This window comes from Paenibacillus sp. 05T425 (genome assembly GCF_056396205.1).
Window position 1 is genome coordinate 184669 of record NZ_JBFTLA010000003.1, and the last position, 23840, is coordinate 208508.

Below are 23840 nucleotides of genomic sequence, written 5' to 3' on the forward strand. Positions count from 1 at the left end.
GACGCAAGAGTGCGTGGAGGGAGTAAGCAACGTGGTTAAAAGAAACAATATGGGGATCATCATTGCGGGTCTGCTGCTGGCCGTCCTCATGGGATCGATGGACAATACGATCGTGGCAACGGCTATGGGAACGATCGTTGGAGAACTAGGCGGTTTTGACAAATTGATGTGGGTAACTTCCGCTTATATGGTAGCGGAGATGGCCGGCATGCCAATCTTCGGCAAATTATCGGATATGTACGGCCGCAAGCGTTTCTTCATATTCGGTATCATCGTGTTCATGATAGGCTCTGCCTTATGCGGCACTGCGGAGACTATCGTGCAGCTTAGCATTTATCGCGCGATTCAAGGGATCGGCGGCGGCGCTGTATTGCCGATCGCGTTCACGATCATGTTCGATGTCGTGCCAGCGGATAAGCGCGGCAAGATGGGCGGGTTGTTCGGCGCCGTATTCGGTTTATCCAGCCTTTTCGGACCGCTGTTAGGCGCTTATATTACGGACTACATCAATTGGTCGTGGATTTTCTACATTAACTTGCCGCTCGGCCTTATTTCGTTCGGCCTGATTACGTTGTTCTACAAGGAATCTGTCGAGCATTCTAAGCAAAAAATCGACTATATGGGCGCATTTACGCTTGTAGCCGCGATCGTCTGCCTCATGTTCGCGCTTGAGCTTGGAGGCAAGGAATACGCTTGGGACTCCGGCATGATCATCGGATTGTTTTTGGCTTTTGCTGTCCTTATCGTTGGTTTCGTCTTCATCGAACGCAGTGCGCAAGAACCGATTATTACGTTCGGCATGTTCAAGAACCGTCTCTATTCGACAAGCAATATGATGGCTTTGTTCAGCGGCGCAGCTTTTATTACCGCTTCGGTCTATATTCCGATCTTCATTCAAGGCGTTATCGGCGGATCGGCAACGAATTCGGGGCTTATTTTGCTCCCTATGATGTTAGGCTCGGTTGTTACTGCCGCTGGAGGCGGTTCGTTGCTTACGAAGTTTAAGTATCGCTCCATCATGATCGCGACATTAACGCTGCTTGTCATAGGCATCGCACTTCTGACGACTCTTACGCCAGATTCGTCGCGTTTCATCCTTACGATCTTCATGATCTTGATCGGTCTCGGCATTGGCGCATCATTCTCCGTGCTGAGCAACGCGGCGATTCATGGCTTCACGGCAAGACAGCGCGGTTCTGCGAGCTCTACGCTGAACTTTACGAGGGAGCTTGGAATGACGCTGGGCATTACAGTATTCGGCATTATCCAGAGTCATATCTTTACGAATAAGCTGGCTGCCAAGTTCAGCAGCGGCGGTGAAGTGCCGGACGGCATCGATCTAGGGGATCCGAGTCAAATTCTTACTCCGGCGACACGGGAGCATATTCCGACCCAAGTTCTCGATCAGATTACGGAGGCGCTGTCCTCGTCACTCGTTCAAACGTTCGCATGGGCTATTATCCCGGCGGTCATCGCGCTTCTTGCAGCACTAGCTATGAGCAAGGAAAAGTTCGATCCGGCAACGGAACTAGAAGAGTATGTAGTTGGACATTAGAGTGCAATTAGTATTCTATACGTGAATAAGAAGCCTTTGGTACCGCTGCTGGAGCGACACTAAAGGCTTCTATTTCTATTCGGTTAAATTATGCTTGGGCCAATATTAGTTCAAGCTGAACAGACAGATCGTTTTCCGTTTCTAATACGACAGTGTGCGGGCTGGCCATTCCGAAATCAGCGAACGTGACTTTCGTAGTGCCGGATAGTAGAAGCTGACCGTTCTGATACATGGCGTTGGAATCAAAAGTAACTGCTTTCTCGACACCCTTAACCGTTAATGTTCCTTCGATAGTTAGCGGAACGGCTGTGCCTTCCGTGAACTCGGCTGCTTGAGGCGAGATAGCCGTTGCCGTGAATGTCGCTTCCGGGTACTGGCTAACGGCGAGCAGGTCGTCGCGATCCTTGACATGACCGTCGCGCTGGCTGTTGCCGGAATCAAGAGCCGTCATATCGAGGACGCCTTCACCTGCCATTTTCGACGTGTCGTTCAAGTCTACAGTCCATGAGCCGCTTACCGATTCATTAACGAAATTGACCGTTTCCTTCGATGTCGTGACTGACCAATATACCTTCGAACCGCTAGCGATATTCCATTCACCATTAAGCTCGTCCACCGATACGGCGGCACCGGCCGTAACGCCTTCGCCAGAGCCCGTCTCCTCAGAAGTATTTGCATTGTTTTCCGCGGATGGAGTCATGACCGATTCGATCTCTACATTGTTGCCGAGATAGTCATTCATTAGCGCGTATCCTCCTACGCCGATGACAATGACCGCCGCGATGACGCTTGTCCAGATGATTCCTTTTTTCTTCATGATTTCCCTCCATTTATGGACTGATGCCCTCTATTTAAGTTCATTGTAACGGACGAATAAGTCGGGAAGATGTCGGAGCATGAACGGGAAATTTCTTTGTTTCGACGGCATTGCCGCATGATCCGACTGTTGCTACAATAGAGGGCAACGATCATGAGAGGGGCGTATGGTGTGCAAACGATTATGGTTGTCGAAGATGAACCGGCCATTGCCCGCGTGCTGACCGTTTATTTGCGTAAAGCCGGCTTTGCCGTTGCATTGGCCGCGGATGGGCGACAGGCTATGGACTTATTCGCAGTGGAAGCTCCCGCGCTCATATTGCTTGATGTCATGCTGCCGCATATGGATGGCTTTGAAGTGCTTCGCAAAGTCCGCGAGACGAGCAGTTGTCCGGTAATTATGTTGACGGCGCGAGGCGGCATAGACGACAGGTTAAACGGTCTGAACGGCGGTGCCGATGATTATATGCCGAAGCCTTTCATTCCGGAGGAGGTCGTTGCCCGCGTCCTAGCGGTGTTGCGAAGGCCGGCGCATTGGACGGACGGGAGCAGACAGAGGCGCTTCGGGAGCTTAAGCATCGATTTTCTAGCACAATCCGTATCCTTGAACGGCGCCGAAGTCATGTTAATGCCGCGTGATTTGGCGGTACTGCTATTCCTGGCGGAAAATCCGAATCGGATCTATACGAGAGAACAACTTATCGAATATGTATGGGGCGCGGACTATGAAGGAAGCGATCGTGCGGTTGACCTGTCGATCAAGCGGCTGCGTCAATCGTTGTTCCATTGGCCGTCCGAGCAGGGCGAGATTCGGACGTTGCGCGGAACGGGGTATCAATTATGGATCGAAAAGTAAAACAAGCTTCATTGTTGTCCTACTGGACCATGCGATATTTTATTATACTGCTCGTTGGACTTCTTCTTCTTGCCGCCGCCGCGATCTGGTGGACGAACCGAGAGACGCTGGACAGCCGGCTGCAGACGGTTGAGCTGCTCGCGCAGGAAATTGCCGATCGGCTGAATGGGGCGGAAGGAACGATTGAGGTACCGGACAACTTGGGACCATACATTGACAAAAGGTCGCGCTTCTTCAAGCTCGGGCCGGGCATGTGCGTCATCGTTACCGATACGGAAGGCAGGCTGCTCTATTCGAACGATCCTTTGACGCAAGAGGATTTGAGAACGAAGCTGAACGACAAGCTCGATAAGGCGAAGCAGCCAGGAATGAAAGCGATCATAGCCCCGATCGAACATGACGGAAGCAAGATTGGTCAGGTAACGCTTCTCCAGCCGACCCAATCGTTAACCCATATTCCCGAACTGAAGTGGGCAATCGGTCTTCTGCTCGTCAGCTTGACAGCGCTCGGCTGGCTGACGATATACTTGCTGTCGCGCAAGCTCGTCCGTCCGATACGCAATGTTGCGTCGGCGGCCCGAGAGATCAGCTTAGGCCATTACGACGTCCAGCTGGAGGCAAACGCGAAGGAGCAAGAGCTGAACGAAATGATTATTTCGTTCAAGGAGATGGCTGGCCGCCTCAAGCAATTGGAGCATTCCCGCAACTTCATGCTGGCCGGCTTGACGCATGAGCTGAAGACGCCCGTTACTTCGGTGAAAGGGCTTGTCCATGCCGTGAAGGAAAAGGTGGTGCAGGGCGATGATGCCGACGAATTTCTGTCTATCGCCCTCGAAGAGACAGGCAGACTGGAACGGATGGTTGCCGATCTGCTTGATTACAACGCCTTGGAAGCTGGGCTTGTACACTTGAACCGCGAAGTTCTCGACGCTGCGGTGTTGATACCCGAAATTATTTACCAATGGACTCTGCATCAAGACGTGACAATTGCCGAGCCTTCATTGTCGCTGACAGGTCAGCCTGTTCGGGTCATAGGCGATCCGCTGCGCATTCAACAAATAATGGTCAATTTGCTCAATAATATCGTACAATCCCGTCATTCGGATCGTCCGCTTAGCGTTCGTGTCTCCCTAAGCGCGCGAGAGGATGGGTTCGCCGAAATCGTCGTTGCCGACAACGGGCAAGGCATCCCGCAGCCGGAGCAGGATCTCATCTTCGAGCGGTTCTTCCGCGGCGAGAACAAGAAACATACCGTACGAGGCCTCGGACTGGGCCTCACGTTCAGCAGGCTTCTAGCGCAAGCTCAGGGCGGGCAGCTTTCACTTAGAGAAAGCTCCGGAGAAGGCAGCGTATTCGTGATCATGCTTCCGATTGCCGTATATAGGGCCTAGACTCGGTTTGTTTTACGGTAAGCGGAAGGGCTGATTTTCATCATCTTCGTGAACACGCGACTGAGGTAAAAGCCATTGTTGAAGCCGCATGCCAAAGCGATTTCTTCTAAATTGAGCTCGGTATCGACGAGCAAAGATTTCGCTTGCTCCAGTCTAATATGACTTAAATAACGCGAAGGGGTCATCCCCGCGCTTCTGGTGAAACGACGGGTGAGCTGAACGGGACTAATACCCAGCTCGTCCGCGAGCACCAGCATGCTCATATCTTCAAAGGCGTTCTGCCGGATATAAAGCTGCGCTTGTTCCATCAGAGGATCGGCAGGCTGCATATCTTCGTTGACCGACCCGGCAGCTATTGATTGCAGACAAAACAGCCATATATCGTTAAGCGCATGATTTTGCCAATAGATTCGCTGATCGATCTGTGCGGCGGCTTCGTCCTGTCCCTTGAAATACCTCAAATTATCGGCAAGCCTTTCCTTATGCGTGACGGCAGGCTTGTAGGCGGAAGCCGCCAAACGAAGTCGGACATTGTGCTCATCCTCTTGTCCTTCATTACCAAGCCCTCCCGATAGTGAATCTAAAGAAAATCCGATGAAATGAAAGGACGCCGCATGGATAACCTCGCGATGAAAATCGATGCCCGGCGGGCATATTATGACGTCGCCCATCTGCGCAATCCCCTCACTGTTTCCAATCCCATAACGAAAGCTGCCACCCTCCACCGCAAATAGAACCCAATGTTCGTAAGTGTCTACGCTGTATTGAAACTTCTCTTTATGATTCCAAAAGACATGATGCAGCAGCGTTGGCGATAGGACGGAGCTTCGAAAAGTCATCATCCCTGCACTCAGCCTCCTATGTGAAATAAAGTATATGCTTATATGATAGCGCAGTGCATGTTAAATAACGACCCCCTAGGGTTAAGATGAAAGTAATTCTTGACTTGGGGGGATTCGAATGAAGCTTGAATCAGTAAAATCTGACATTACCGTTATTGGCGGAGGCTTGGCTGGCGTATGCGCTGCCGTTGCAGCCGCGCGCCTCGGACAAACCGTGTCGCTCGTGAACAACAGACCCGTACTTGGGGGCAATTCCAGCAGCGAGGTTAGGGTGTGGGTATGCGGCGCTACGGCGCATGGTACGCAGCGTTTCGCAAGAGAAACGGGCATTATGGGCGAAATGTTCGTCGAAAATCAATTCCGCAATCCCGATGGCAATCCTTATTTATGGGATCTCGTCGTATTAGAGACGGTTCGCGCCGAGCCGAATATTACCTTGTTTCTTAACACCGATGTGCACGAGGTGGAAGCGGACGGTGCGGAAGAGGAGCGCGTCATCAAGTCCGTTACGGGCTGGATGATGGGCTCCGAGCGTAGAATCCGGTTTGAGAGCGATATATACATCGATTGTACAGGGGATGGGCTTGCGGGATTTTTGGCAGGCGCCAAATACCGGATCGGCCGCGAGGCTAGAGACGAGTACAACGAGGACTGGGCACCGGAGACGCCTGACGATATTACGCTTGGCAGCACGCTCTTGTTCTATACGAAGGAGGCCGATCGGCCGGTCAAGTTCATTCCGCCGAGCTTCGCGAAGGATATTACCCAAACGACGATCCCGATGAAGCGGGTCATCCGCAGCGGCGATTCGGGCTGTCATTATTGGTGGATCGAATGGGGCGGCGAGCTGGATACGGTGCATCAAAATGAACGAATTCGGGATGAGCTCTGGTCAGTCATCTATGGAATATGGGATTACATCAAAAACTCGGGCAATTTCGATGCAGAGCGTATGACGCTGGAATGGGTGGGATCGATTCCAGGCAAACGGGAGTACCGCCGTTTCATTGGCGACTATATGCTGAACCAAAACGATATTATCAAGCAGGAACCGTTCGCCGACCGCATCGCCTTCGGAGGCTGGTCGATCGATCTGCATCCGCCGCAAGGCATGTATTCGACGGAAAGCGGTTCGAAGCATTTATTTTCGGATGGGATCTACCATATTCCATTCCGGAGCCTGTACTCCAGCAACGTCAGCAATCTGCTGTTCGCAGGCCGCGACATCAGCGCAACTCACGTCGCATTCGGAACGACGAGAGTCATGGCGACCTGCGCCGTCATCGGCGAAGCAGCCGGAAGCGGCGCCGCGCTGTGCGTTCAGAAAGGGATATCGCCGCGTGCGCTACACCGTGACCATATGAATGACCTGCAGCAGACGATGCTGCGGCAGGATGCGTCGATTATCGGGATCGCGGCAGACGATCCTTACGATCTCGCCAAGTCGGCCCGCATTACGGCTTCCAGCACGATGACCCAAGTTGCGCTAAAGGATTCGTCTTATAAGCACCCGCTGGACAAAGATCTCGGGATTCTGTTTCCCGTGAATCCATCGCTTGAATCGGTGGAGCTGCTGGTCGATGCAGCGAAGTCAGCTACCCTTGAAGCGGAGCTGTGGCATACGGGCAAAGGGGAGAACTACGTGCCGAAACAAATGGTGACTTCCGCATCGGTGACCGTATCCGAAGGCGACGGGCAGTGGGTGAAGCTGGATCTGGCTTGGAAGCCCGATGCGGCTTGCAATGCATTTCTCATTATTAAGGCGAACGAATCGATTGCGGTCCACGGATCGGATCATGCGATGACCGGCGTGCTGTGCTTTGAGAAGGGACCGAAACCGATCGTCTCCACGCTTCTTGAGGATCGTCAGCCGGATCAGCCGGTCGTACAGTGGAGCATGCGCAATTGGAACCGCCGTCCGCTATGTCTGCAGGTTACGCCGAATACGGAAGCATACGCTGCCGCAGCGGTGACTGACGGGTATATTAGGCCGTTCGCCGGTCCGCATTCGTGGATGTCCGAGCCGATGTCCTCAGGGAAGCCGGAATGGCTGCAGCTAGAGTGGGCTGAAGAGCAGTCGATCGCCGAGGTTCACGTCACGTTTAATGACGACGTTAATGAAGATTTAATCAATTTGCACCATCATCGCACAACTTTCGAAGCGATTCCCGAGCTCGTCCGAGCTTATCGGATAGAGGCGCTCATCGGCGAGGAATGGGTCACAGTGGCTGAAGAGAAGCATAACCATAAACGCAAAAAAGTGCATAAGCTGAGCCGTTCCGTAACGTCGCGAACGATTCGATTATGGATCGATGAAACGAACGGAGGACCGCGCGCGGAGGTTGCCGAAATTAGAGTCTATGCTCTATAATGGGGAAAAGTAATTGACAGCGCTTTCATTTCATAAGCATTTAAGACTTGAAAGGAGAGGATATCATGGCCGTGAAGCCGCTTGGCGTATTGATCGTCGACGATGAAATTCCTCTGCGGCAAGAGCTTCGCATCTTTCCCTGGGAAGCGTGCGGCGCCGAATGGATCGGCGAAGCGAGCAATGGTCAGGAAGCCTTGCAGCTATGCGCCGACTGTGAGCCTGATGTCGTTATAACGGATATTACAATGCCGGTTATGGATGGCATTGCTCTCATTCGTGAGCTCCGGAAGCGTCACCCGAGCGTTCAAATCATCTTGTTGACCTGTCACAGCGATTTCCATTATGTACAAGAAGCGCTCCGTCTCGGAGCGCTTGAATACATTTTGAAGGTATCGATGGAAGAAGAAGAGCTTAAGCTGGCGATGGACAAAGTGAGAGCTGCGATCATCAAGGAGCGCATGGCGCAGGGGCATGCGAGAAGGGAGCAAAGGCAGCTGCAAGCCGCTTTATTCGGCAAGCTGCTTCACGGGCAAGTGCCGTCCAGCTCCGACTGGCAGCCAATGGCGCTTAGCGCAGATCGCTCGATTCGATTGGTACGGCTTCAACTGGACATTCCTCCACTAGCCTATCTGCAAGTGAAGGAGACGGTTCAGCAGTGGCTGACCGAGCGTGAGAGTAAAGATCCGAACTGGCTGACGTGGCTTACGGTACGGGAGCGGGAATATTTTATTGTAATCGAAGGGGGGCATCGTTCTGAAACAGTAGTCGATGAGTTGCAATCGGATGTTCTGCATTTGGCAGAGCTGATAAACCGGGAATCGACGGTGCTGGAACGAAATGCAACGGCTTACGCTCTTGTAAGCGAATCGGTCACATCCAAAGAAGGACTTGCGGAAGCGCTGGCTGTCTCCAGTGAATGGAAAGATGCGCTCTTTTACGATCGATGCCCGGACGAGAGCACCGTGTTCGCTGTACAATCAAGGTCGCTGACGGAAATGACGGATAACAAAGCGAAAGGAATGGGTGAGCTGCTTAGAAAAGCGTCACGGTCGGCCGAAAGCTTGAAGGAATGCTTACAGAGTGAATTCAGAGATTGGTGTATAGCAGAACGCGTGAAGCCAAGCCAACTGAAGGAGCGGGTCATCCATTGGCAGATTGAATGGCATAGGCAACAAGATGGCGCCGAGCTGAACGCAACGCGAATTAGTCAATTGATGGATGCAGGAACGTTGACCGAGATGATCGCCAGCCTCGTACTGGACATGGAGACTGCCGAGCTTGGGAAATCGCGTTCGCGCTATGAGATTCGTTCGGCCGTGCAATGGATCAAAGACCATCTGGGAGAGCCGATCTCGCTGCCCGTCATTGCGGAGCAGGTAGGTCTAAGCTCGCATCATATCAGCAAACTGTTTCGCGAGGAAACGGGGAGTACGGTCAATCAGTATATTACCCGTCTCCGCATGGAGAAGGCGATCGAGCTTCTAAGGCATTCGAACAAGAAAGTGTACGAGGTTGCGGAAGAGGTCGGCATTCCGAGCTATCGCTATTTTACCGTTACGTTTCGGAATTGGACCGGGGTGTCGCCGACGGACTACAAACGGAATGGCTGAAGCAGGGGAGAGAGAACGGGCGCGGAGGAAGGGTGGATATGACGAAGCTGTTTCACTGGTATGCCAGCCTTGGTCTCGCTACCAAGCAGTTTATTTATTTGTTCATCGTGACGCTGCTGCTCGTTCAGGTGCTTGCATGGCGCAACCTTAACGAGGCGGAGAGCTTGCTTCAGAATCAGGTCATTCGCGATGCCGAGCTGCTCGTCAGCCGGACGAACCAATATATCGATGCAAGCCTGGACAATGTGGAAAATATGCTGCTGCTGCTCTCGACCCGCGCCGATTTGCTGGAGAGCGGGAATGAGGGGGCGGCGGTCGAGACGCTTCGCAAATTCGCGGGCATTAACAACTCGATTGCCAGAACGCTGTTCATGATTCGAGCCGATGGGCAAGTGTTCGCAAGCTCGCAGGTCGTTTACGACATCATCGGCAATCCTAGACTGAGCCAGCTTTATGAGCTGGCGCTTATGAACTACGGGGCCATTAACGTGAGCGAGCCTTACGATTCGCCGATGTCGGGCCGTACGCTTGCATACGTATTGCCGATTGCCGATGCCGGCAATAAGGTGAAGGGCGTTGTGGTCGCCGAACTTAATCTTGATTTGCTCACGGAGCGCATTGCGCCTATGATTTATCAATCTTATATTTTGTTCACGAAGGAAGGGAGCGTCATTAATCGGCTTGATTCCCGGGATAAGCTCCTTCCCTTCCAAACGGCTTCCTATCCGCCGAAGCTCGAGGAAAGCTTTCGCGGGCAGCTCGTAGGTCTCAAAGTAGGCGTTAGCGGCATCGAAGGGGATTCCTTGAATCCGCTCGTCGCCGTGAAGTCGACCAAAAACCGTCTAGGCTGGACGCTCGCGGCGTTCATCGAAGAGGATTATTTCTATCAGGACCTGCAGAAGTTGAACAACAACTATCGGACTGCAAGTATCGTATGGATTATAATGCTGCTGCTCAGCGCGTATCTGCTCAGCCGATCGTTCACGCATCCGATCCGTCGGTTCGTCGAGAAGATGGACCGACTTAACGACCTTCAGGTCGTGGCGAAGCTGCCTGTCACGAGAAGGGACGAAATCGGAAGGCTTACGCAAAGCTACAATGCCATGCTTGAGCGAATTCAAAGTTTGCTCCAGAAGACAAAGTCGGCGGAGGAGCAGAAGAAGGAATACGAGCTGAAGATGCTGCGAAGCCAGATTGCGCCCCATTTTCTGTATAACACGCTTGCCTGCATTAGCAGTTTGGCCAAGCAGCAGCGCATCGACGAGGTACGCGACACGATCCGTTCGCTGGTTAAGCTGTTAAGCTTCAGCTTTGACAAGCAATCGGAATACGTAACGCTTGCGGATGAGCTGGAAGGGCTGCGCATGTACATGCATATCCAGCAGGTGCGCTATGGAGATCAATATCAGTTTAGGATTGATATTAATCCTGACCTTCTGCAGTACCGCATTCTTAAGCTTACGCTGCAGCCGCTCGTGGAAAACGCGTTGTTTCACGGATTAACGCCGAATCACGGCGGTTTTATCGTCGTCAAAGGCGGGCTTGAGAACGGAATTCTAAGGCTATATGTTCGCGATAATGGGGTAGGCATTGCGCGGGTGAAGCGGAGCAGGCTGTTACTGGAGGATCAGGACGGCGGGCAGCGTTCGGTGTACCGATTTACGGGTATCGGCTTGCGGAACGTGCATGAGCGGATTCGGATCCATCACGGTGAAACGTACGGCTTGCGGATTGGAAGCGCGGTGGGGAAAGGCACCGTCGTGCGCGTCGATATGCCCGTCCTGACGGAAAGCGACGAGCAATTAGGCATTTGGTAAATGAGAATCGATTGCGGATTTGGGAACATAAAAGGAGATGCACGTATAGCCTTTGGCTATTCGGGCATCTCCTTTTGTCTCATCTGTTGATCGTTGTCTGTATTCCATTAACGGATTACTAATTAGTCCATTTATATGGTTTTTCATCCAAGACCAGTCAAACAAGACGGGATTTGAAAAACTTATACGATATATCGTACAAAAGTGAATAGTCCATCCGCGCGGCCGATGATTTTGTGCGATTTTTCGATCAAATGCCTTGATTTAGCCTATCCGTAGCTTGGTTTATACGATAAATCGTACAACTATTGGGTAGTCGCAGTTAATCTTGAACACCTAGCCTTTTGATTGTATTGAATCCATTCAAAGCGTAGCATACTTCTAAATGATCCAAAGTGGCGTCTGAAATGCGTACATTTTTTACGTTTTTGTGCATATCGGGGAAACGCTCCGCCCTTTATACTTACCTTATTGGAAGCGCATTCAAACTAGGAGGGATACGATGGAAGCCAATCATAGCCTAACGCCAGCCCCTCGGATACGGCCATCTCCGCGGACCAAGCTGCTCATGATTGCAAGATTGGCATGGCGGTTTAAAGCCTTTTACGTCATGCTTCTGCCCGGCATTATTTATTTCGTTATATTTCGGTACTTCCCGATGTACGGCGTCATTATCGCCTTCAAGGATTTTGCGATCCTGGACGGCATAACGGGCAGCTCGTGGGTTGATCCGTGGTATAAGCATTTTCAGAGCTTTTACGAGTCGCCTTATTTCAGCCAACTCTTGAGCAATACGCTGTTGATCAGCCTCTACAAGCTGGTATGGGGGACGCTTCCTCCGATCGTGCTGGCCGTGCTGCTGAACGAATGCCGCGTTCGCTGGCTGAAGTCGATCGTTCAGACGCTGACTTACATGCCGCACTTCTTGTCTTGGGTCATTATATTCGGCATTCTTCTGACGCTCTTCTCCCAGAACGGCGGCCTCATAAACCGCTGGATCGTGGAAGCGGGCGGAACCTCGATTCCGTTCCTGACCTCGACAGAATATTTCCGCAGTATACTGGTTGGTTCGGAGGTATGGCAAAATCTCGGCTGGGGTGCCATTATTTACTTAGCCGCGATGGCAGGCATCGATCCAACCCTCTACGAAGCGGCGAAAGTGGACGGCGCGAGCCGGCTGCGCATGATCTGGCATATTACGCTGCCGGGCATTAGAAGCATTATCGTCCTTCTGTTCGTTCTGAAGCTTGGCCATCTGCTTGACGCCGGCTTCGACCAAATCTACATCCTGTACAATATACAGGTGTACCCGGTCGCGGACATTATCGATACATGGGTTTACCGAACCGGTCTGCAGCAGCTTAATTTCAGTTTGGCATCGGCAGTCGGATTGTTCAAATCGGTCATCGGGCTCATCCTCGTACTGGGCGCTAACCGCGTGGCGAAGAAATGGGGTGAGGGCATATGGTAAGGAGCCTCGATGATAAAATTTTCAACACGATCATATACGTTATTCTCGGACTATGCGGACTTGCCGCCATTCTGCCGATCCTGTATGTCGTATCGGTATCCATTACGCCTTTCGGGGAAGTGCTGCGCAACGGCGGTTTCATATTGTTCCCGAAGGAAATTACGTTTTCCGCTTACCGCACGCTGCTGACGGAGTCCAACATTCCGAAGGCATTCCAAATAACCGTCCTCATTACGGTCATCGGAACGGCGGTCAATCTCGTCTTGACGGGATTGATGGCGTACCCGCTCAGCAGGCGGAATTTGCCGGGAAGAAACTTTTTTCTGCTCATGATCGTATTCACGTTGTTGTTCAGCGGTGGACTTATTCCGACCTATCTGGTCGTGAAGTCGATGGGGCTGCTCGATTCCATCTGGGCGATGATTTTGCCAAATGCGGTGTGGAGCTTCAACGTTCTTATTATGAAAAGCTTTTTTGAAGGGCTGCCGGAGGAACTGTTCGAGTCGGCCCGAATGGATGGAGCCAAGGAGTTTCGCATCCTGCTGCAAATCGTTACGCCGCTTTCCGTTCCCGTCTTGCTGACGGTTGGATTGTTTTACTTGGTTGGTCACTGGAACGAGTTTTTTCAAGCGATTTTTTATGTGACCGATCGCACGCTGTATCCGCTGCAGGTCGTCGTCCGAGAAATTCTGATGCAAAGTCAGCAGCCGCTGGAGAACGCGGAAAATATGATGCCGACGCAGACGATGCAGATGGCGTCCGTCATGATTGCGAGCTTGCCGGTCATCGTGATCTACCCGTTTCTTCAGAAGCATTTTACAAAAGGGATGCTGCTTGGTTCGATAAAAGGTTGACCGATGAAATCATTCAGAGAGGGGTTAAAATCATGAAGAAATTAGGGACTTTGCTAGTAGCCGTTTCATTAGCGGGAGCTTTGCTTACGGCTTGTTCGGGGGGGAACGGCAGCGATAATCCGGGAAATAATTCGGGCGGCGTTACCGCCAAGCCAGGAGCGGAAACGGAGCAGCCGAGCAGCAAGCCGGTTAAGCTCGATATTATCGAGACGGGGAACAATCTGCCGTCGCCGGATAAAGACATGATTAAGCAAGCACTGGATAAGGCGCTGAATATCGATCTGAATCTGACGGTGTATCCTGCAGCAGACGATTATAACAATCAATTAAACGTTCGGATGTCCTCGGGCAACTTTCCCGATCTGTTCATGGTCAACCGCCAGCAGCTCATACAGTTCTCCAAACAAGGGCTGCTTCTCGATCTTACGCCATACATGGATAAGTTGGAGCAAACGGTAGCGTTCATCGGGGAGGACAGCGTCAAGAAGGGGACAGTCGACGGAAAAGTGTACGGCATCTCGAAATCTCCTCAAATCCCTTATAACACCTTATGGATCCGCAAGGATTGGCTCGACAAGCTGAAGCTGGAAGTGCCGACGACCGTAGAGCAATTGGCCTCCGTAGCGGAAGCGTTCACGAAAAACGATCCGGACGGTAACGGCAAACCGGACACCTTCGGCCTAACGGGAAGCAAGCTGTTCGCGTTCTCGACTGTCTTCGGCGCATTCGGCGTCGGCATGCCGGGCAACTTCTACGAGAAGGACGGCAAAGTCGTGAATTCGCTGCATGAGCCGGCAATGAAGGATGCTTTGGCCTTTATTAAGAACATGATCGCGACTGGCTCCGTCGATCCAGAGCTGCTCGCGAACAGCGGCTTGCAACATCAAGAGAAGGCGATCAAGGGGCAAGCGGGCATCGTCTATCTCGACTGGCCGAACATGACGAAGGAGCAGTTCGTGGAACAGATCAAAACCGTTAATCCAAATGCGGAATGGCTGCAAATCGCTGCTCCGTCGGGTGCAGGCGGACAATTCGACGGTTCATGGGACATCGGCGCAGCGCCTGGCCGTTACGCCATACCGAAAGCGCTCGAGAAGGATCCGGAGAAGCTTCAGCGGGTGCTCGATCTGCTCAACTATATTTCGAATCCGGACGGGGGCTCGCTGCTCGTGCAGTTCGGGGTGAAGGATACGCACTTCACGCTGGAGGACGGCAAGCCGAAGATGACGGACAAAGCGGGCGAGGTCGGCCATTCCTGGCTGTACCAATTCACCGGCAGACCGGAAATGGAATATTTGCAGGCGAAGTTCGCCGCGCAATCGGCTGCAATCGAATTCGCGAACGATCAGCCTCGCATCGAAGCGTTGAACGGATTCATCGACAATCCGGAGGGGTATAACCCAGCCGATGCGGATCGGTATATGGAAGAGGAGATCGCGAAGTTTATTTACGATAAGCGTCCATTGACCGAATACGATGACTTTATCAAGACGCTGGAAACGTCCATGAACTACAAAGCGTTCGTGGACAGCGCCATGGAGCAGCTTAAGGCGCTCGGTTACGGGAGCTAAATAGCGAGAACGAAAGCCGACCTCATTCGATGCAGGTCGGCTTTGTTCTTTTTAAACGTTATGATTTTTTCGGTACGATGAAGGATTGACGCCGCACAGCTTTTTGAAGCTTTTGCTCAAATGATGTTCGTCCGTAAATCCGCAATGCTCGGCGATTTGGGCAAGGGTAAGCGAGGAGTGTACAAGGAGCTGCTTCACCTTGTCCATTCTAAGATTAGCCGAGTAAGCGCCTGGGGTTATACGGAATTCGCGTGTGAACAGTCTTGTCAGCTGCACCTGGGTGAGGCCAAGCTCCACGGCAATTGACTTTAGCGAAATGCCGAATTCGGCTTGCTGCTGAAGCAGATGCAGGGCTCGTCCAAGCGTCGGATCCTCGCTGAACAATGACTTCGCAAGCTGCTCGGATTGCTCGATCTGAAGCAAGTAGAGAAGATCCTTAAGTAAGTGTTTCTTGTACGTACGACCAATTCCAGCTTGCAAGTATTGGGCTTCGCGAAATTGGGAGAGGGTGGACAGGAATCGTTTGTTGTTCATGAGCCGCAGCTTGCCGATAGTTGGGAAATCCACCGCATGCTGCGGTGCCTCTGGGGAAGCGATCCATTGAAACCCCATGAGATGGAACGATAAACCGTTCGTTTGCCGGTAGAAGATTAGATCGGGCGGGCATAATACGAGGTCATCCTTAACCGCCCTTCCGCTTTGGCTGCCCATTCTGTAATCAAAGGCGCCTTCTTCGACGACAAACAACGCCCAGTGATCATACGTATCATGCGTTTTCTGAAATTGAGGCGTATCCTTCACGTAGACATGGTATTGCAGATCGGGCTCCAGAAATCGGCTGAACTCCATAGCGTGACAACACCTTTTCGCAAAGTGAAATTATTTACAAGTAAAAGTAATTTTTCTTACATTATAACATGATCGTTGGCCATATATAATTAAATTAAATACAAGTAGGAGGTATGAAGGATGAAAACAGCCCAATTGGAATTACCCAAATTAATGGAGCAATTTCACGAACAAGGGTATTTGGTTATCCCGGATATTTTGTCTCAGGAACAGGTGAATCGGCTGAATGCCGCCATCGACGAAATTGTCTTGACGGAACCGGAAGCGCTTTCGCATAATATCTATAACAGCGTAGAACGCCATTCCGAGATCGCAGCATTAATCGATCAGCCTGCCATTCTTCCGTTAATCGTTAATTTGCTTGGCCATAACATTCAGCTTCACATTTCGCACCTCACGATCAGACAACCAAATCCAAGCGAAGCCCAAACGGCGACGCACAGCTTCATCGATTGGCATCAAGACGGCCCGCATCCGCAGTTTCCCGTCATTAACGGCTTGACGGCAACCTATTATATTAAGGTTTGCTATATTTTAAGCGATATGTCGGAGCCGGATCGCGGCAATACGAAGGTGATTCCGGGCAGTCACAAGCAGCCGTATAATCCGAATCATAAGGATGTGCGCCAGCAGCTTGACGGCGAGGTTCAGGTATGCGGCAAACCGGGCGACGTCTTCGTGTTTGCCCAAAACCTGTGGCATGCGGGCTCGCCGAACCGCTCCGCGTTCACGAGAAGGCAGCTGTTCCTCGGCTACAGCCCGATCTGGATGCGTCCTATCGACTATCATTCGGCGTCGGAAGAGCTGCTGAAGGACGCCGATCCGATTCGCCGCCAGCTGCTTGGACAGATCAGCGACAACAAATTCAAGTATTACGTTCCTGAGGATTCGATGGTACCTCTCAAATCTATGCGGATCCATCCATCCTCGCAGTAGCGATCACAATCCATTCGAATGGGAAGGATGAACGAGATGACCGTATTCAATGCCGCTTCCGATACAGCAAATCCGCAATCAGGCCATAAGCTGGCCGATATTCCGGCCCATGATCCGTTCGTCGTTGCCGATGACCAGACAGGCACTTATTACTTGTACACCGGGGGAAGTCCGCGCTTGCATGGGATGAATCGTTACGGCGTCCTTGCTTACAAAAGCCGGAATCTTACCGAGTGGGAGGGACCGTACGTCGTCTTCACCATTCCCGACGGCGCGTGGGCGCATCCGCAGCATGGCGCGTGGGCGCCTGAGGTACATGCTTATAACGGGCGCTACTATTTGTTCGTTACGCTTCACCATAATGACAAGATGCTCGAAGGCGAGGGACATGGCGGTTATCCGCTCCAACGGCGAGGAACCGTGGTTGCGGTATCCGATTCCTTGGAAGGTCCGTTCGAATTAATGGATTCCGATGAACCGATCGCGCCTTCCGAGCATATGACGCTGGACGGATCGCTGTATATCGACGAAGAAGGCAGCCCTTGGATGGTCTATTGCCATGAATGGGTACAGACGGCCGACGGCACGATCGAAGCGGTCCGGCTGCGTGACGATCTATCGGGCCGCTCGTCAGAACCGATCCATCTGTTCGATGGTTCCGCTGCCCCTTGGGACAATGGCGATCATCCGGCAGACCGCTCGCAGCGCTCCATGTATGTGACGGACGGCTGCCAGTTGTACCGCACGTCTGGCAATCGGCTCGTGATGTTGTGGTCTACGTACGAAGCGGGAAGCTACGTCCAGACGATCGCGCGTTCCGTCAGCGGCAAGCTGGAAGGACCTTGGGAGCAGCTGGAGCCTCTCGTTCGCGATGATAGCGGACACGGCATGCTGTTCCGCAATTTCGAGGGCAATTGGATGCTTATCGTTCATTCTCCGTTCAAAATGCCGGATTCCCGGTGCAAGCTGTACGAGATGACGGATACCGGCGAAACGTTTGTCGTGAAATCGCCGATACACGCCGCCAGATTCGAGTAAACGGTCAAACGGTTGAGCAGTTCGAGGTTCTCAGTCCAACAGAACATTAAGGTTGAACGAATAAGGCGTTTCTCCGGCTTGCTTCGCGATAGGCGGCCGGGGGGACGCCTTTGGCTTGCGAGAATGTCCTTGTAAAGTAATGGACGGTAGAAAATCCGACCTGATCGGCGATTTCCTTGATCGGTATTTCGGTATCGCCGAGTAGCTTCTCCGCGGCGCGAATCCGCTCCAACCGAACGGTTGCCGTGAACGATTCGTGGATGCCCGAAGCGAACAACCGGGACAGATGCCGCTCCGAAATGCTCAGGTAACGGGCAATTTCCGGCAGCGATAAGCTGCTTGCCAGATTGTCGCGAATGTACAGCTTGGCCCGCCGGATCAAATGCGCGGCGTTGGTGCGAGGTGACGGCATCTCGGCCTCATGCTCCACGGGACTGAACAAATTCGGGAAAGAGGCAAGCAAGGAGCTGGCAAGCGGAGGAAGCACGGATGAGGGAAGCATTCCGTCCGATTCGCTCTGTGCAAGCATCGATTTCCATAACTGAATGATCGGCGAACGTTCCTTCTTATCCAGCCATACGGCGCCGCGTTCCAACCTTTCATAATAACGGCTGAATTTCTCTGCGCTGGAATGCTCTTCGATCGGCTCGAAGGTTACGAACAGCAGGTCGAGGCCGTTCACGTCTTTGATTTGATGATAGATTCCCGGCCTGGAGCAGAAGGCCACCCCTTCGTACAAAGGATACGTTTGGCCTTCCTCTGTGTAAACGCCGGAGCCGCCGTCGACATAGCATATTTCGAAAAAAGAATGTTTATGGACGACGTTCGCCGGCAACTGCTGCTCCGCTCCCCAATAATAAGTATGAAATGTCAGTTGATCGCCTTCCAGCACTCTTGGAATCCGGTTCAATCGATCGACGCTGACTTGCCAATTTATCATATTCAGGTTTTCTCCTTTGGCGTAATATTGCAAAAAGATGTCCTTCGGCTGCAAATACGTTTTGACTATAGAATACCTATAATAAAGACAGATTAGCAACCTTCACTCACAAAGGAGAATGAATATGATTACGAGCCAAGATGTACAATTTTACAAAGAAAATGGTTATTTGCTAGTGAGGGGAGTATTCTCTCAGCCGGAGGTTCTGCAGATGCGAGAATCCGTTGAACGGATTATCCAGCGTGCCGCGCGAGCCAAGGCGGATGCCAACCATGCTTGGCAGGGAGACTTCTTGCCGCCGGAGCAACTGAAGAAGCTTGTATTGAAAGGGTTCCATGACGTGCATTATCATGATGCGGCGTTTACCCGTGCTGCGACCCATCCTAATATGGTAAGCGTATTGAACGGAATTATCGGGCCTAACGTGCAGCTGCACCATTCGAAAATGCTCGTGAAGCCGCCGGCGAACGGCGCGGCATTCCCGATGCATCAGGATTATCCGTACTTCCCGCACAGCAATCATTCCATGCTGGCAGCAAGCGTTCATCTTGATGATGCCGATATGGAGAACGGCTGCTTGTGCGTCGTTCCCGGTTCGCATAAGCAGGGTGTTCTCCCGCATATCGGAGTTCATTACCTGAATCATAAGGAGCATCCGATCTCGTCGGGAACGCCATGCCCGGCCGAGGCGGGGGACGTGCTGTTCTTCAACTACTTGACGATTCACGGCTCCGATGTCAACCGCAGCGAGCGGACGCGCAGAAACGTACTGTTCCAGTACCGCGACGCGGCCGATCTGCCGACGGAGAATGTGCACTTCGATTGGGGCATGGGCTTAATGGTAAGCGGCGAAAATCCGGACTTCAACAATGTGAAGCCGAACTATCGGATCGTCGAAGAGTAACTAAAAACGGCAGTGCGGGGGAGTCATCCTGCACTGCCGTTTAGATGTTCTACGGCTTAATTCATCTCATTGATTGATTTCATCAGAAGCCTGGTCGGCGTAGACGACAGTTGCGACCTTCTTCTCGATCTCCTTCATGGCCGTTTCTGATGAGGCAAGGTCGGTTAGAACGATGTCGATTTCCTCGATTGGTATAGAGGAGATGAACATCCGATGTCCTACTTTCTCATGCGGGGCCAAGCAGATATTTCTGCGAGAGACTCGCGCGACTGCTCGGGCGAATGCCGCTCCTTCAGGCGTAGCCGTGCTTAATCCGACGGCGTCCAAGCTGCCGCCGGTCACGAAGCCGATGTCCAGCGTGAACTTGCTGATCATTTCGATAGCGATCGTGTCGATGATGCTGCCTGCCGACTCGGCTCTTAATCTGCCCCCGATGAGGTAAGCGGCGATGTTCTCCTTCTTACGAATCGCCTCTGCGATCTTGATCGAATTCGTAACGACAGTGAATGGGATATCATCGCGCAAATATTTCAACATGCCATATTGAATGCCGGCACCGCCGATAAATACGGTGTCGTTCTCGTGAATATACGAGGCAGCCAGCTTGGATATCGCGTTCTGATGCACTTCGCCTTCGCCGTAACGTCTGGCTTCCCCTTGCGGGAGAGTGCGAACTTTAGGTGATTCGGCGAGAGGGATCGCCCCGCCGTACGTTTTCTGAAGCGTGCCTTGATCTTCCATAATCGTTAAGTCTCTTCGTATGGAATCGATGGACATCTGGAACTGCTCCGATAGATCTTTGGCGATAACGCGTCCTTCCGCTTGCAGCAGTTCCAAAATTTTTTGTCGGCGTTGTTCTGCTAACATGGCTGAACCCTCCCGTAATATCCTCTAATATTTACCATCTTTCAGGATAATGATATTCCTGTTCTATCTGTTTTGTCAACAAATAACTTCATGTTCATTCGGTTTCATTAATGTTTATTCAGTTTTCGGTGATGAGCCGTCATGAAGTCATCGATCAAACAATCAACCAACTTCGAATTGAGCTGTGGTAATATATAGTTGCGAACAGTCGACGATGAAAGGTGGAGGACATGCAAATGGAGTCAAACGTGATTGCTTATTTGAATCGGATCGGCATCGAAGGTCCTGCAGCACCAACGCTTGATATGCTTAGCCGACTTCAATACGCTCATCTTCATCACATCCCTTACGAGAACTTGGATGTAATGAATGGCATACCAATATCGCTAGAAATCGAACGTTTATTCGATAAAATCGTTACCCGCGGTCGGGGCGGTTATTGTTTCGAGCTTAATGCCTTGTTCGGCTGGTTGCTTGACAGGCTAGCGTACCGTGTGACGAACTATTTTGGTCGATTTTGGAGAGACGAGGAGGTCGTGCCCTCGAAGCGTAGACATCATATCCTGCAGGTAGAGATAGATGGGGAGAAATATATCGTGGATGTGGGCGCAGGGGCAGCTGCACCTCGCTGGCCGCTCATGCTGGTTACCGATACACCGCAAGTACAGCAGGATGAAAGCTATCGATTAATGAGAGATTCCATTTACGGATGGATGCTGGAAGAGAAGAAAGGCGAGGAGTGGAGGGGGATCTATTCGTTTACCGAAGAGCCTACTTTGGCGATTGACTTCGAGACCACTTCCTATTGGTGCTCGACTAGCCCGGACTCGAAATTCAAGAAGGCTTCCATGGTTGCGATTCGAACGGAGAGTGGTCGCAACACGATTGCAGGCGATGAATTCCGTATTTTCAAAGCGGAGAGCTTTAACTCATTTGTACCCGATTCGCAGGAACAATACAAGTTGAGCTTGAAACAATATTTCGGAATAGAACTATAATCGGTTGTGGGCTGCGAATTCCAATCAAACGGTCAAACGTAAGTCTAAAAACTAATTAGGGTGGATGAAATCCAGCCAAATGGACTATGGATCGATTGGCAGGAGAGAATGAGGTAAGCGCAACAAAACAGGCTGTCGCAAAATTAGCGACAGCCTGTGTCATGTGAGCTTAATAACCGAGAATGTGATATCCCGAATCGACGTGAAGAACCTCGCCGGTAATGCCTCGCGACAGCTTGCTTAACAGGAACATGGTCGCATCGCCAACTTCATCCTGATCGACGTTCTTGCGGAGCGGCGATTTGTCTTGAATCGTCGAGAACAGATCGGTGAATCCAGCTACGCCGCCTTTGGCAGAGAGTGTGCGAATCGGTCCGGACGAGATCGCATTGACGCGGATATTGTATTTGCCGAGATCGTCTGCCAAGTATCTTACGCTTGCTTCCAGCGCAGCCTTCGCAACGCCCATAACATTATAGTTTTTTACGACGCGCTCCGCGCCGAGATAAGATTGAGTAACGATGCTGCCGCCCTCTGTCATGAGCTTCTTGCATTCCTTAGCCATCGCGACGAGCGAATAGGCGCTAATATCTTGAGACAAGTGATAGCCCTCGCGAGTTGTATCGACATACTCGCCTTGCAAATCTTCCTTCTCAGCGAATGCGACAGAGTGGGCAAGACCGTGAATAACGGGTACTTTCGCCTCAATCTCGCGGAATGCCGCAGCGATACTCGCATCGTCTGCGACATCGCAAGACACGCAAAGCAGCGGCTCGATTCCGTTGGCCGCGAGCAATTGCGTCAATTTGTTAAAGGAACGTTCCTTCCTATATGTGAAAATCAAGTTAGCCCCCGCCTCGTGCAGCGACTTCGTAATTCCCCAAGCAATGCTTCGTTCGTTGGCGATACCCATGACGATAATATTTTTTCCGGTAAGTAATCCTGACATTGAATAAAACCTCCAAGTGCTGATGATCTGATCGCAATATGCGCTGCAATGAGTATAACACATGATTAGTACCTAGTACTAATCAAGATTATAGTTTCTGGATCTTCGTGATACGAGACGTTTGAACGGGGACTCGAGCGAAAACAGCTTGTCAGGGCAAGGTGAATGTACGAGAAGCGTCAGCAGCAAAGCAGAATAGGGCAAGGTTGCAGGAGCTCCGACGAGGTAGACATCCTTCCATTGCGGTTCAAATTTATTTTTGTACTCATACAGTCCTTTAAAGTTGTATAGCTTGTTGCCGTACCTATAAATGAGCTTAGCGATTGCGGAATCGCACACGTTCGCCAGTGGCGCTGCTCCTAAGCTGCAGACTGCGTATTTATTCTCCTTAGCCCATAGCAGAACCGACAGAAATAGGAAATCCATCGTTCCATGCGGACAAGCTTGCGAATAACGCATCAGATCCAGCGTAATTTGACCTTTGGCAGAAACGTCCATGGTGGAAACGGCTTCTGCCAATGGAGGGTCGCCAGGCAGTGTAACAAACGCGGTCATGTTTCCGTCAGGGTCAATCAGAACGGCTACCGGGAAGCGACCCACATATTCCGGAGTAAAAGCGCTGACCGAGAAACTCTTTTCTTTCCGTTTGCGAAGCCATTCATCCGATATTGCTTGGAGCTTGGACAGGAATTCCTCCGTATACGGAGGCTGCAGCACCTTCAGCCTATAGCCGCTGCGATGAAATTTATTAAGCCGATTGCGCAGCTTGAGCCAGGCTTTGCCGTTCAAGTGAAAAGCGCCAAGCTCGACCCGCGCCTCCTGTCCAATCTTCTTGCAAGACAAGCCCAAGTCGTTAAAGAGAGGGAGATACGTTGAACTCGTCTGATAGAATACCGGCGTTCGCCGCCGTGCGAGGCAGTAAACAATGAATTGCTCAATGACTCGGCGATGCGCTTGCGGGTCGCCAGCAGGATCCCCCAGCACGATATCCCGATTGCCTATCGATCGGTAAGCGATGAACGCTCTTTGATCCGAATCATGAAACCATTGTTTGTCGCCAAGAAAATAAAGATGAGTATGCCAATTATGGCCAAAGCCATCGAGAAGCGCGATAAGCTTGGGTTCTGTCTGAGTAAAAGGCAAAAGAAAACCTCCGGGATGCAATTTCTGAGTTGGTAATCGAAAGATTACAATCGTCATCTACA

20 protein-coding genes are annotated in these 23840 nt (G+C 51.6%); 13 read left to right on the forward strand and 7 right to left on the reverse strand.

What is annotated here, in order from left to right:
* Positions 1-49: 49 nt before the first annotated feature.
* Positions 50-1555 (forward strand): MDR family MFS transporter, encoded by a 1506-nt coding sequence (locus AC1DF0_RS07585; RefSeq protein WP_477573719.1) that lies wholly within the window; start codon positions 50-52, stop codon positions 1553-1555.
* An 88-nt stretch (positions 1556-1643) separates the two neighbouring features.
* Here AC1DF0_RS07585 and AC1DF0_RS07590 read toward each other — a convergent pair whose 3' ends face one another.
* The gene (locus AC1DF0_RS07590; RefSeq protein WP_477573563.1) at positions 1644-2372 is read right to left on the reverse strand and encodes a YceI family protein; all 729 of its coding nucleotides are present in this window, start codon (positions 2370-2372) and stop codon (positions 1644-1646) included.
* 171 nt (positions 2373-2543) lie between these two features.
* On the opposite strand from AC1DF0_RS07590, the gene AC1DF0_RS07595 reads away from it, so the two are divergent.
* On the forward strand, positions 2544-3227 hold the full coding sequence (locus tag AC1DF0_RS07595) for a response regulator transcription factor (RefSeq protein WP_477573720.1): 684 nt from the start codon (positions 2544-2546) through the stop codon (positions 3225-3227).
* Positions 3212-4618, forward strand: coding sequence for a HAMP domain-containing sensor histidine kinase (locus tag AC1DF0_RS07600; RefSeq protein WP_477573564.1), 1407 nt, complete (start codon positions 3212-3214; stop codon positions 4616-4618). The genes AC1DF0_RS07595 and AC1DF0_RS07600 overlap by 16 nt, the downstream gene beginning before the upstream one ends.
* Here the strand turns inward: AC1DF0_RS07600 and AC1DF0_RS07605 are convergent.
* Positions 4615-5460, reverse strand: a complete 846-nt coding sequence (locus AC1DF0_RS07605; RefSeq protein WP_477573565.1) for a helix-turn-helix domain-containing protein — start codon at positions 5458-5460, stop codon at positions 4615-4617. The genes AC1DF0_RS07600 and AC1DF0_RS07605 overlap by 4 nt on opposite strands.
* 118 nt (positions 5461-5578) lie before the next feature.
* Here AC1DF0_RS07605 and AC1DF0_RS07610 point away from each other — a divergent pair, with 118 nt between their 5' ends.
* From AC1DF0_RS07610 to AC1DF0_RS07635, 6 genes are all read left to right on the forward strand, one after another.
* Positions 5579-7831 carry an FAD-dependent oxidoreductase gene (locus tag AC1DF0_RS07610; protein WP_442049919.1) on the forward strand — a complete coding sequence of 751 codons (2253 nt, stop codon included), beginning with the start codon at positions 5579-5581 and terminating at the stop codon, positions 7829-7831.
* Positions 7832-7896: 65 nt separating this feature from the next.
* Entirely contained in the window at positions 7897-9441 is a 1545-nt protein-coding gene (locus tag AC1DF0_RS07615) for a response regulator transcription factor (protein ID WP_442049918.1), read from the forward strand.
* Between the two features lie 38 nt (positions 9442-9479).
* A complete protein-coding gene (locus tag AC1DF0_RS07620) occupies positions 9480-11258 on the forward strand; it encodes a sensor histidine kinase (protein ID WP_477573566.1) in 1779 nt (592 codons plus the stop codon).
* 568 nt (positions 11259-11826) lie between these two features.
* Positions 11827-12729 carry an ABC transporter permease gene (locus AC1DF0_RS07625; RefSeq protein WP_442049942.1) on the forward strand — a complete coding sequence of 301 codons (903 nt, stop codon included), beginning with the start codon at positions 11827-11829 and terminating at the stop codon, positions 12727-12729.
* The gene (locus AC1DF0_RS07630) at positions 12723-13583 is read left to right on the forward strand and encodes a carbohydrate ABC transporter permease (RefSeq protein WP_337103362.1); all 861 of its coding nucleotides are present in this window, start codon (positions 12723-12725) and stop codon (positions 13581-13583) included. The genes AC1DF0_RS07625 and AC1DF0_RS07630 overlap by 7 nt, the downstream gene beginning before the upstream one ends.
* A 32-nt stretch (positions 13584-13615) precedes the next feature.
* Positions 13616-15154, forward strand: coding sequence for an extracellular solute-binding protein (locus tag AC1DF0_RS07635; RefSeq protein ID WP_477573567.1), 1539 nt, complete (start codon positions 13616-13618; stop codon positions 15152-15154).
* A gap of 51 nt (positions 15155-15205) precedes the next feature.
* On the opposite strand, the gene AC1DF0_RS07640 is transcribed toward AC1DF0_RS07635, so the two are convergent.
* On the reverse strand, positions 15206-16003 hold the full coding sequence (locus AC1DF0_RS07640; protein ID WP_477573568.1) for a helix-turn-helix domain-containing protein: 798 nt from the start codon (positions 16001-16003) through the stop codon (positions 15206-15208).
* A 120-nt stretch (positions 16004-16123) separates the two neighbouring features.
* Between AC1DF0_RS07640 and AC1DF0_RS07645 the strand changes: the two genes are divergently transcribed.
* Both AC1DF0_RS07645 and AC1DF0_RS07650 read left to right on the forward strand, forming a co-directional pair.
* Entirely contained in the window at positions 16124-16939 is an 816-nt protein-coding gene (locus AC1DF0_RS07645) for a phytanoyl-CoA dioxygenase family protein (protein ID WP_477573569.1), read from the forward strand.
* 36 nt (positions 16940-16975) lie between these two features.
* Positions 16976-17977 carry a glycoside hydrolase family 43 protein gene (locus AC1DF0_RS07650; protein WP_442049912.1) on the forward strand — a complete coding sequence of 334 codons (1002 nt, stop codon included), beginning with the start codon at positions 16976-16978 and terminating at the stop codon, positions 17975-17977.
* A 46-nt stretch (positions 17978-18023) separates the two neighbouring features.
* Here AC1DF0_RS07650 and AC1DF0_RS07655 read toward each other — a convergent pair whose 3' ends face one another.
* The gene (locus tag AC1DF0_RS07655; protein ID WP_442049911.1) at positions 18024-18917 is read right to left on the reverse strand and encodes a helix-turn-helix domain-containing protein; all 894 of its coding nucleotides are present in this window, start codon (positions 18915-18917) and stop codon (positions 18024-18026) included.
* Between the two features lie 124 nt (positions 18918-19041).
* Here AC1DF0_RS07655 and AC1DF0_RS07660 point away from each other — a divergent pair, with 124 nt between their 5' ends.
* Positions 19042-19821 (forward strand): phytanoyl-CoA dioxygenase family protein, encoded by a 780-nt coding sequence (locus tag AC1DF0_RS07660; RefSeq protein WP_477573570.1) that lies wholly within the window; start codon positions 19042-19044, stop codon positions 19819-19821.
* Between the two features lie 66 nt (positions 19822-19887).
* Here AC1DF0_RS07660 and AC1DF0_RS07665 read toward each other — a convergent pair whose 3' ends face one another.
* Entirely contained in the window at positions 19888-20688 is an 801-nt protein-coding gene (locus tag AC1DF0_RS07665) for a DeoR/GlpR family DNA-binding transcription regulator (RefSeq protein WP_477573571.1), read from the reverse strand.
* 236 nt (positions 20689-20924) lie between these two features.
* Between AC1DF0_RS07665 and AC1DF0_RS07670 the strand changes: the two genes are divergently transcribed.
* On the forward strand, positions 20925-21686 hold the full coding sequence (locus AC1DF0_RS07670) for an arylamine N-acetyltransferase family protein (RefSeq protein WP_477573572.1): 762 nt from the start codon (positions 20925-20927) through the stop codon (positions 21684-21686).
* Positions 21687-21855: 169 nt separating this feature from the next.
* Here the strand turns inward: AC1DF0_RS07670 and fabI are convergent, their stop codons facing one another.
* Together fabI and AC1DF0_RS07680 are read right to left on the reverse strand one after the other, a co-directional pair.
* Positions 21856-22635: an enoyl-ACP reductase FabI gene (fabI, locus tag AC1DF0_RS07675; protein ID WP_442049907.1), complete on the reverse strand. Its 780-nt coding sequence runs from the start codon at positions 22633-22635 to the stop codon at positions 21856-21858.
* Between the two features lie 78 nt (positions 22636-22713).
* On the reverse strand, positions 22714-23778 hold the full coding sequence (locus tag AC1DF0_RS07680) for a phosphatidylglycerol lysyltransferase domain-containing protein (RefSeq protein WP_442049906.1): 1065 nt from the start codon (positions 23776-23778) through the stop codon (positions 22714-22716).
* Positions 23779-23840 lie beyond the last annotated feature (62 nt).